At 48.4% G+C, this 9,639-nt stretch carries 10 protein-coding genes and 1 pseudogene; 8 read left to right on the plus strand and 3 right to left on the minus strand.

The window, feature by feature from the left end:
- From GY683_RS09215 to GY683_RS09250, 8 genes and pseudogenes are all read left to right on the plus strand, one after another.
- The coding region (locus GY683_RS09215; protein ID WP_297288443.1) for a zinc-binding dehydrogenase at nt 1-490 on the plus strand (490 nt) is incomplete at its 5' end.
- Nucleotides 491-656: 166 nt separating this feature from the next.
- Nucleotides 657-878, plus strand: a complete 222-nt coding sequence (locus GY683_RS09220; RefSeq protein ID WP_297288444.1) for a hypothetical protein — start codon at nt 657-659, stop codon at nt 876-878.
- A pseudogene (locus GY683_RS09225) lies at nt 845-1,153 on the plus strand (IS1 family transposase); the annotation flags it as partial. The gene GY683_RS09220 and the pseudogene GY683_RS09225, both read left to right, overlap by 34 nt.
- Before the next feature lie 100 nt (nt 1,154-1,253).
- A complete protein-coding gene (gene parE / locus GY683_RS09230; protein ID WP_297288445.1) occupies nt 1,254-3,146 on the plus strand; it encodes a DNA topoisomerase IV subunit B in 1,893 nt (630 codons plus the stop codon).
- 1 nt (nt 3,147) lies between these two features.
- Nucleotides 3,148-3,759: a 1-acyl-sn-glycerol-3-phosphate acyltransferase gene (locus GY683_RS09235; protein ID WP_297288446.1), complete on the plus strand. Its 612-nt coding sequence runs from the start codon at nt 3,148-3,150 to the stop codon at nt 3,757-3,759.
- A 97-nt stretch (nt 3,760-3,856) separates the two neighbouring features.
- Entirely contained in the window at nt 3,857-4,540 is a 684-nt protein-coding gene (locus GY683_RS09240; protein ID WP_297288447.1) for a hypothetical protein, read from the plus strand.
- Between the two features lie 45 nt (nt 4,541-4,585).
- Nucleotides 4,586-5,032, plus strand: a complete 447-nt coding sequence (locus GY683_RS09245; RefSeq protein WP_367274166.1) for an NfeD family protein — start codon at nt 4,586-4,588, stop codon at nt 5,030-5,032.
- A 56-nt stretch (nt 5,033-5,088) separates the two neighbouring features.
- The gene (locus GY683_RS09250) at nt 5,089-5,946 is read left to right on the plus strand and encodes an SPFH domain-containing protein (RefSeq protein WP_297288452.1); all 858 of its coding nucleotides are present in this window, start codon (nt 5,089-5,091) and stop codon (nt 5,944-5,946) included.
- Nucleotides 5,947-6,049: 103 nt separating this feature from the next.
- Here the strand turns inward: GY683_RS09250 and GY683_RS09255 are convergent, their stop codons facing one another.
- The 3 genes from GY683_RS09255 to GY683_RS09265 all read right to left on the minus strand — a co-directional run bounded on the left by GY683_RS09255 (nt 6,050) and on the right by GY683_RS09265 (nt 9,560).
- Nucleotides 6,050-7,045 carry a TAXI family TRAP transporter solute-binding subunit gene (locus tag GY683_RS09255; protein ID WP_297288449.1) on the minus strand — a complete coding sequence of 332 codons (996 nt, stop codon included), beginning with the start codon at nt 7,043-7,045 and terminating at the stop codon, nt 6,050-6,052.
- Nucleotides 7,046-7,107: 62 nt separating this feature from the next.
- Complete coding sequence (locus tag GY683_RS09260; protein WP_297288450.1) at nt 7,108-8,340, minus strand: CaiB/BaiF CoA-transferase family protein; 1,233 nt, start codon at nt 8,338-8,340, stop codon at nt 7,108-7,110.
- A 17-nt stretch (nt 8,341-8,357) separates the two neighbouring features.
- Nucleotides 8,358-9,560: an acyl-CoA dehydrogenase gene (locus GY683_RS09265; protein ID WP_297288451.1), complete on the minus strand. Its 1,203-nt coding sequence runs from the start codon at nt 9,558-9,560 to the stop codon at nt 8,358-8,360.
- Nucleotides 9,561-9,639: the final 79 nt, after the last annotated feature.

A 9,639-nucleotide genomic window follows, 5' to 3' on the forward strand; every position in this document is an offset into this window, starting at 1 on the left:
TCACATGGCGGTGAAATTGGCCAAAGCAATGGGCGCGGAAGTGACCTTGTTCACCCGTTCGCTTGGCAAATCCGACGATGCCTTCCGCTTGGGTGCAAGCCACGTGGTGTTGTCAACCGATGAAGAGCAAATGAAAGCCGTGGCCAACACCTTCGACTTAATCATCGATACCGTGCCGTACACCCACGATTTGAAACCTTATGTACCAACCTTGGCACTCGACGGCACGCTGGTGCTGGTTGGCTTGGTCGGCGAATTGGAACAAACCATCAACACCGTGCCAATGATTCTAGGTCGCCGCAGCATTTCGGCTTCTGTGATTGGCGGCATTGCCGAAACCCAAGAAATGCTGGATTTTTGTGCCGCACCCAATATCGAGCCGGACGTGGAAATGATTAACATGCAAGACATCAACACCGCTTACGAGCGCATGGAAAAATCTGATGTGAAATACCGCTTTGTGATTGATATGGCGAGTTTGAAGGGCTAGAATTAGCCGCATGTAACAAACCATTAGGCAGAATTTCTGCTTAATGGTTTGTTTTGTTTTATGAAATTAAAGAATCAATGATTAGAAAAATTTTAAAATTTATATTGATATTGATGACGGCAATATTTTGACATCGGTAGGAGCGTTTGCGGGCTTGGATTGTTGCTTGTATTTTATTCATACGCTGTATGGGGCGAAGATTGCCAATGAGCTTGCCAGACATTTGGTTTCCGCACCACACCGAGAAGGCGGTCAAGCTCAGTTTAATGCCATCAGCCCGATTAGCCACGCCAAAGACGAAAAAATCAATGAGTTATTGCAATTTTTAAGCAACAATTTGGCGGATAATCATAAATTGTTGCCTATGTTTGGGGTAAACGTGACTTAAAAACTGTAAAAAGATTAAGAGCAAAACTTCACTCGCTCGGTGTCAAATCTGCTAGAATTTGTAGTGATAACTGGGACAGTTTTATCACAGATTTTAAAGGTTTCAATCAATCCATTGGTAAGTTTTTTACGGTTGGTATTGAAGGAAATAATTGCCGAATACGCTGTCGTATTAGGCGAGCCTTTAGAAAAACTTGTAATTTCTCTAAACGGTTACTCAATCATTTTAAAGCGTTTGATTTGACTTTCTTTTACATTAATTATGGGTATGTTTAGTTAGCATACTTTTTAGAACACCACCAGAATTTTAATCATCAAATTTAAATATCTGCCAAAATCGGTTACAATACCCCTTTTTATCATTCATAAAAGCACAATGACCAACTACACCACCCAAAACCTAGAAGTCCTAGAAGGGCTAGAACCCGTCCGCCGTCGCCCGGGCATGTACACCGACACCACACGCCCCAACCACCTTGCCCAAGAAGTCATTGACAACTCGGTGGACGAAGCGTTGGCAGGACACGCCAAGCACATTACCGTAACCTTGCACGCTGACGGCTCGCTGTCGGTGCTTGATGACGGACGGGGCATGCCCACCGACATCCACCCTGAATTTAAGCAGTCGGGCGTGGAGCTGATTTTGACACGCCTGCACGCAGGGGGCAAATTTAGCACGGATAATTATGCCATTAGTGGCGGTTTGCATGGCGTGGGCATTAGCGTGGTCAATGCCCTATCCAAGCGTGTGGACGTGGTGGTGTGGCGAGACGGCACGCAGTATCAGATGAGTTTTGAGCATGGTGTACCGACAACGCCCTTGACAAGCGAGCCGTCCCCTAATAAGAAAAAACGTGGCACACAGGTGCGATTTTGGGTAGATGAGCAGTATTTTGACAATCCCAAATTCTCAATCAAATCGCTAAAACACAACCTAAAAGCCAAAGCGGTGCTGTCGGCAGGGCTAAAAATTGACTTTATCAATGAAATTGAACCGTCCGATAGCGAAAGCTGGCAATACACGGACGGCGTGGTGCAGTATCTCACCGAACAGCTTGGCGAGCTTGCCATTATCCCTGAGGTGCCATTTTATTTTAGCCAAGAACCGACAGGGGGCGAACGTGGCGGAGCGACTTTTGCCATAGCGTGGCTACCTGAATCAGGCACGCCCATCACGGAAAGCTATGTAAACCTAATACCCACCGCACAAGGTGGTACGCACGTCAATGGGCTACGCACGGGTATTACGGACGCACTGCGTGAGTTTTGTGAAATTCATAGTCTTTTGCCTAGAAACGTCCGCCTAACTGCCGATGACGTGTGGGACGGGGTCAATTATATTTTGTCCTTAAAATTTGCCGAGCCACAGTTTAGCGGTCAAACCAAAGAACGCTTATCAAGCCGTGAAGCATCTCCGCTCGTGCAGACCCTTGCCAAAGACACTTTTAGTCTGTGGCTAAACGCCCACCCCGACACCGCCAAAGCCATTGCCGAGCTTGCCATTAGTAAAGCAGGCAAACGGCTCAAATCCGCCCAAAAAGTCGCCCGCAAAAAAATCACCCAAGGCCCTGCTTTACCGGGTAAATTAGCCGATTGTAAGGGCGAATTTAAAGACGGAGCGGAGCTGTTTTTGGTGGAAGGCGACAGTGCAGGCGGGTCTGCCAAGCAAGCCCGAGACCGCCATTTTCAGGCGATACTGCCCCTGCGTGGTAAAATCCTAAACACATGGGAAGTCTCGCACGACACCGTATTATCCAGCCAAGAGATACACGACATTGCCATTGCCATAGGGGTAGACCCAGCGTCTGACGATTTATCCGAATTACGCTATGACAAAATCTGTATCCTAGCGGACGCAGACTCGGACGGCTTACACATTGCCACGCTAATTTGTGCGTTGTTTGTCAAGCATTTTCGCGCGCTTGTGGAAGCAGGGCATTTGTTTGTCGCCATGCCCCCACTGTATCGCATTGACATCGGCAAGGACGTGCATTATGCCTTGGACGATGATGAATTGAATGCCATTTTGAAAAAAACAAAATCCAAAGGCAAACCGCAAATTACCCGTTTTAAGGGCTTGGGCGAGATGAACCCCGACCATTTGCGTGAGACGACCATGAACCCTGATACTCGCCGTTTGGTACAGCTTGATATTGATGATTTTGCGAGTACCAGTGGCGTTATGGATATGCTTTTGGCAAAGAAACGAGCGTCCGACCGCAAGGCGTGGCTAGAACGCAAGGGCGATTTGGCGGATTTGGCGGTATAAGATGCAGCCGTTATCCCATGCCGATCTCGGCGATCGTATACCCAAAAGGGATGGCGGGGTTGCCCCAAAGATCGCACACTTATTTAATAGGCTCACAGGATGGCGAACCGTGGGGCAGATACCGAACATTGATCAGGCTGTGGTGATCGGTGTGCCGCACACCTCCAACCTAGATGGTGTATACGCTCTGCCACTGCTGGTCGAGCTTGGTGTGGATATTAAGATATTGGCAAAAAAAGAGCTGTTCGGCGTGCCAATCCTATCCCGGTTCTTGACGTGGGCAGGTGTCATGCCAATCGACCGAGGCAAGAAAGGTTCGGTGCTTCAGGCGAATATTGATCGCTTCGCCACCAAAGCGCCGCTATTTCTGGGGCTAGCACCAGAAGGAACCCGAATGCGTACGGATAAATGGAAAACGGGGTTTTATTATTTGGCGGTGGGTGCAGGCGTGCCAATCATTCCTGCGGCGCTTGATTATCGCACGAAGACACTGCGATTTTTGCCACCGTTCTATCCGACGGGCGATATTGAGCAGGATCTCCCAAAAATTTACGCCTATTTTCAAGACATCACCCCAAAACATCCGCATCATTTCAACTTGCCTTTACAATAATAATACACTCGTAAACCCAAATTTAAAATACAATCAAGTGGCTTGCTAAGAACTGGCAAATCCATTATAGTATTTTATATCCATTTTAGGAGTGCTTATGAAACGTGTTGCCTTAACTTGTGCGCTTGGCGCAGTTTTGATGTCTGGTTGTGCGACGTCATCTTTGCTTGATGACACACGCACCACCCAAACCCAAAACAAAAGAACCACGCTGATCGATGATCGCGTTGTCGCGTTCGGCAGCCCTGCGGCTAATTCAGGCGTGGCATCGAGCTCGGTGGTTATCGTCGGCGAAAAACAAAGCTACGTCCTAACCGAAGGCGGCACGAAGCTTGTCAATCTGCTAACCAAGCTAGAGCCTAAGAACATCACTGTTGATAATGCGCTGGAATTTTATTCTGCCAATAATGACGGTAAATTCGCGGGCACGATGAAGCTATCCTATGCGCGCCTACAAGATGAATTTAAGCGCAGTGACATGCAGTTCTTTATCCAAAATGGCGCAAAAGAATGCACAAGCGAGAGCGATACTCGCATGAATGCACAGCGTTTTTGCTTTGATGTACCACTAAAAGGCGCGGTATATCCACAGGTCAGCAACCTTGATTTGGTGCGCTCGCAGTTCCGCCCATTGACTCGTCCGTACAGCGTGTCGATTTATACGAATACCCAAACAACCACTAACAGCGGTCGTACAGGTGCTGAGAAATTGGTGCTACTGCCTTTTGCGCTTGCCTTTGATGTGGTGACGCTGCCTGTCCAGGTATTGGGTGCGTTGTAATTAAGCATTCAACAGCCGCAACATAATGAATTTTAAGGATTTATGATGACGATAGAACCTTGGTATTGGTTGGTATTTGGCGTGATCTTGTTGATCGCTGAGATGTTCGTTCCGACTTTCTTTATGTTGTGGTTTGGGGCGGCAGCGATCATTGTGGCGCTGCTGTCTTGGCTGTTAGGCTTGTCTGTGACAACATCGGTACTGTTGTGGTTGGTGCTGTCGGTGCTGTTTTGTGCCTTGTGGTTTAAATTTATCCAACCACGCATCAAGAATCGCACCAAGGCAGGTCTTGGCGGTGCAACCATCATTGGCGAGATTGGCATCATCATCGAGCCAACAGACGGTACTCGTGGCAAAATTCGCTTTAACATACCGCAGCTTGGCTCAAGCGAGTGGGTGTGTCGCACTCATGATGATGAAGTGATCGCAGTGGGTGAGCGTGCTGTGGTGAAGCGCATCGTTGGCAATGAGCTATTTGTCTCCAAGCGTTAATGATGGTTCCACGTGGAACGCGAATTATGATAATAAAAAGATAGGACAAAGAGATGATTGAATTCGGTAGTGTATTGATTGTGTTGATTATTTTTGTGGTATTTACCATCTTTAAGGGGGTGCGTATGGTATCACAAGGTGAAAAATGGATCGTGCAGCGACTGGGTAAATACCATCAGACGCTAGAGCCGGGGCTTAATTTTATCATTCCTTATGTTGATAGTGTCGCCTATAAAGTCACCACCAAAGACATCGTGCTGGACGTACCAAGTCAAGAAGTTATCACCCGCGACAACGTCGTCATCATCGCCAATGCGGTGGCGTACATCAATATCGTGCAGCCTGCGCATGCGGTGTACGGCATCGAGGATTATGAGCATGGTATTCGCAATCTGGTGCAGACTTCTTTGCGTTCGATCATCGGTGAGATGGACTTGGACAATGCTTTATCAAGCCGAGATCAGATCAAAGCACAACTCAAACACGCCATCTCTGACGACATCAGCGACTGGGGCATCACCCTAAAAACCGTAGAAATTCAAGACATCAAACCATCCCCCACCATGCAGATGGCGATGGAAGAGCAGGCAGCAGCAGAGCGTCAGCGCCGTGCCATGGTTACGCGCGCCGACGGTCAAAAACAAGCGGCAATCTTAGAAGCAGATGGTCGTCTTGAGGCGTCACGCCGTGATGCTGAGGCTCAGGTGGTCCTAGCACGTGGTTCAGAAGAGTCAATTCGTCTAATCTCATCTGCGATGGATGGCAAAGAGATGCCTGTGGTCTATCTATTGGGTGAGCAGTACATTAAGGCGATGAACGAGATGGCGCAGTCAGATAATGCCAAGACCGTCGTCCTACCTGCCGACATCCTAAACACCGTTAAGGGCTTGGTGGGCGATAAGCTTAAATCTTAATGCCAAAAGTTGTCTGACTTTCAGTTTTAAACTTTATCACAGCTAAACAAAATGACCGCAAGGACAGCCCTTGCGGTCATTTTTGATTCGCAGTTAATCAAGATTATTTGCTTGCACCCACCTCATCATAGTATCGCTGTGCACCAGGATGTAGTGGCGCGATGAGATTTTGCTGTGCGTTTTCAACCTGAATGCCGTTGGCGGCCTGATGGGCGTTTTGAAGTTTGTTTAGATTCTCAAACAAGGCCTTGGTTAATGTATAGACGTCATCGTCACTTAGGTCGCTGCGCACCACGAGCGTGTTTAAGATGGCGGCTGTTGGTATGTCCTCGCCATTGCCGTACATGCCTTTGGGGATCGTCTCAGTCACAAAGAAAGTCTTGGTTTTGGCGAATTCGGTCAGCTTATCGGTAGGGATGGCGATGAGCTTTAAATCAAACCCTTGCTGCAATTCCATCAAGGACGAATTGGGCATGCCACTGGTAAAAAATGCTGCATCCAATTTGCCTGATTTTAACCCATCGGCCGCTTCAGCAAAGCCAAGATAATCAGGTCTGATGTCTTTATAAGTAATCCCAAAGCCCTCAAGCAACGTTCGTGTGGACAGCTCCACGCCTGAACCGTGTGCACCGACAGCAATGCGCTTACCACGAAGGTCTTCGATGGAGCTGATGTTGCTTTTGCTGGATGCGACGATCTGCACGTAGTTCGGGTATAGCGCTGCGACTGAGCGTACATTTTCCACTTTCTTTTGGAAGCTGCCCACGCCCATCACAGCATCATTGAGCGAGTCGTTCATCACAAACGCCATCTCAAGTTTCTTTTGGTCGATCAAATTAAGATTCTCAACAGATGCGCCTGTGGTTTGGGTCTTTGAATTGACACCAAACTTTTGAGCGTATAATTCTGAGAGTGAAGTCCCGATGATGTTGAATGGACCAGATGCACCACCTGTGCCGATGGTCAAAAACTTGGTTTGCAATTGATCGGCGTTTTGGCTTTGGGCAGTTTGTGAATTGGATTCGCCTTTTTCGCCTTGGCAAGCAGCGAGGCAGCAGGCAAATACAGCGACGGTGATAAGTTTGGTCATTAGTTTCATGATTAACTCCTTGTAAAATTCATAAAACGATTTCATTGTAGCACCTAATTATTGTGCTGTCATCAATCCTTGTGTAGATTCTCGATGATGCCTTGCTCCTGTAATGAGTGTAATTGATCCTGATCACAAAACGACGCTAACACCTCAAAGGTATGCTCACCCAGCTGGGGCGGGGCAAGACGATAAGTCACGGGTGTGCCAGACAGGCGAATGGGCGATCCGATGGTCTTAAAGTCCTTATTAAGATTGTGCGGTATATTAACCACCATGCCTCGATGATGGATCTGCGGCTCATTAAGCGCCTCTTCGATATTATTAATCAGCCCTACGGGGACTTTGGCGGCATGAATGCGATCAACCCAGTGTTCGGCATTTTGAGTCAAAAAATGCGCTGAGAGTTGTTCGATTAACTCATCTCGATACTTTACCCGATCTTGGTTCTTAAGGTATTTATCCGTACTAACAAGCTTTGGCAGTCCGATCGCCAAACACAGATCGACGAACTGCTTGTCATTACCGCAGGCGATGATGAATGATTTGTCTTTTGCCTTGAACGTCTGATAGGGCACGATGTTGGGGTGCTTGTTACCCATGCGTTTTGGGATATTGCCAGAGCTTAGGTAATTCATACCCTGATTGGCTAAGGTGGCGACCTGCACATCCAGAAGAGAAATATCGATATGCTGACCCTGCTGCGTGTGAGTCCGTGCCAGCAGTGCTGCCTGAATGGCGATCGTGGCATACAGCCCGGTCTGGATGTCCACGAGTGCCACACCGACTTTCTGCGGGCCGCCGCCTGCCATATCATCTGACTCACCGGTCACGCTCATGAGCCCTGACATGCCCTGAATGATAAAATCATAACCTGGCTCATCGGCTCTAGGACCGTCCTGCCCAAAGCCTGTGATTGAGCAATAAACAAGCTGTGGGTTAATTTGGCGCAATGAATCGTAGTCTAGGCTGTATTTTTTGAGGGAGCCGACTTTGTAGTTTTCGATGACCACATCCACGTCGTTGACGATGTCATGTATCAATGCCTGACCTTGAGGGTGGGTGATGTCGATGGCGATAGAGCGCTTATTTCGATTGGTGCATTGAAAATAGCCTGATTCACGGGTCTGATTGCCTTGGTTGTCAGGCATCCAAGGTGGCCCCCATGTGCGAGTATCATCGCCATAGCATGGTCGCTCCACTTTAATGACATCAGCACCAAGATCTGCCAAAATCTGACTACACCACGGTCCTGCCAGTACCCGACTTAGGTCGAGCACTTTAATTCCTTGTAATGCGTGCATGGCAAGCTCCTTACTGACTAATTACAGAACGCAGCGATGCCTGTCTGTGCTCGCCCTAGAATAAGCGCGTGGATGTCATGGGTGCCTTCATAGGTATTCACCACCTCAAGGTTCACCAAGTGGCGCGCCACACCAAATTCATCGCTGATGCCGTTGCCGCCCATCATGTCGCGCGCTGTTCGGGCGATGTCTAACGCCTTGCCGCAGTTATTGCGCTTGATGAGCGATGTTCCTTCCACAGCAGCGATACCTTCATCTTTCATCCGCCCAAAGCGCAGCGCAACCTGAAGCCCTAAGGCGATCTCGGTTTGCATGTCGGCCAGCTTCTTTTGGATGAGCTGGTTGGCAGCCAGAGGGCGACCGAATTGTTTGCGATCTAGTGTGTATTGGCGTGCAGTGTGCCAGCAGAATTCTGCCGCACCCATCGCACCCCAAGCGATACCATAGCGAGCGCTGTTAAGGCAGGTAAATGGACCTTTTAGGCCGCGAATGTCAGGAAAAGCATTCTCTTCGGGTACAAACACATTGTCCATCACGATCTCGCCTGTGATCGAGGCGCGCAGCCCAACCTTGCCATGAATGGCAGGCGCAGACAGACCTTCCCATCCTTTTTCTAGGATGAAGCCGCGAATGTCGCCTACCGCACCCGACTCAGAGACCTCCTTTGCCCAGACGACGAACACATCAGCGATCGGGCTGTTGGTGATCCACATTTTTGAGCCTGTTAGACGGTAGCCGCCATCGACTTTTTTGGCGCGTGTGATCATGCTGCCAGGGTCGGAGCCGTGATCTGGTTCGGTCAGACCAAAGCAGCCAATATATTCACCTGTGGCAAGTTTTGGTAGGTATTTTTGTTTTTGCGCTTCGGTGCCAAATTCATTAATAGGTACCATGACCAGAGAGCTTTGCACGCTTGCCATAGAGCGATAGCCAGAATCTACGCGTTCAATTTCACGAGCGATCAGACCATAGCTGACATAATTTAGCCCTGCGCCGCCATATTGTTCTCCGATGGTAGGGCCTAATAGCCCAAGCTCGCCCATCTCACGAAATATGCTTTCGTCGGTTTTTTCGTGGCGGAACTGTTCTAGGACTCTGGGTTGTAATTTTGATTGACAGTAATCGTGCGCGACTTTTTGAATCATTCGCTCTTCTTCGGTGAGTTGCGCTTCTAACAAGAAAGGATCTTCCCAGTTGAATGTGACCTTTGTGCTAGCCATGTGTGCCTCCGATGCATTGATGAATATGAGATTGGAAGTTTTATAATATTGATAAAATCAAAAAATTTCAATCGAGTAA

This window comes from Moraxella sp. (assembly GCF_024227015.1).
Taxonomy (GTDB): domain Bacteria; phylum Pseudomonadota; class Gammaproteobacteria; order Pseudomonadales; family Moraxellaceae; genus Moraxella.

Excerpts from the sequence above, each read along its gene's own strand:
- GY683_RS09245 (WP_367274166.1), top strand. The coding sequence starts at position 4,586 with ATGACGATAGAACCTTGGTATTGGTTGGTATTTGGCGTGATCTTGTTG.
- GY683_RS09260 (WP_297288450.1), bottom strand. The coding sequence starts at position 8,340 with ATGCACGCATTACAAGGAATTAAAGTGCTCGACCTAAGTCGGGTACTG.
- parE (WP_297288445.1), top strand. The coding sequence starts at position 1,254 with ATGACCAACTACACCACCCAAAACCTAGAAGTCCTAGAAGGGCTAGAA.
- GY683_RS09235 (WP_297288446.1), top strand. The coding sequence starts at position 3,148 with ATGCAGCCGTTATCCCATGCCGATCTCGGCGATCGTATACCCAAAAGG.
- GY683_RS09240 (WP_297288447.1), top strand. The coding sequence starts at position 3,857 with ATGAAACGTGTTGCCTTAACTTGTGCGCTTGGCGCAGTTTTGATGTCT.
- GY683_RS09265 (WP_297288451.1), bottom strand. The coding sequence starts at position 9,560 with ATGGCTAGCACAAAGGTCACATTCAACTGGGAAGATCCTTTCTTGTTA.
- GY683_RS09255 (WP_297288449.1), bottom strand. The coding sequence starts at position 7,045 with ATGAAACTAATGACCAAACTTATCACCGTCGCTGTATTTGCCTGCTGC.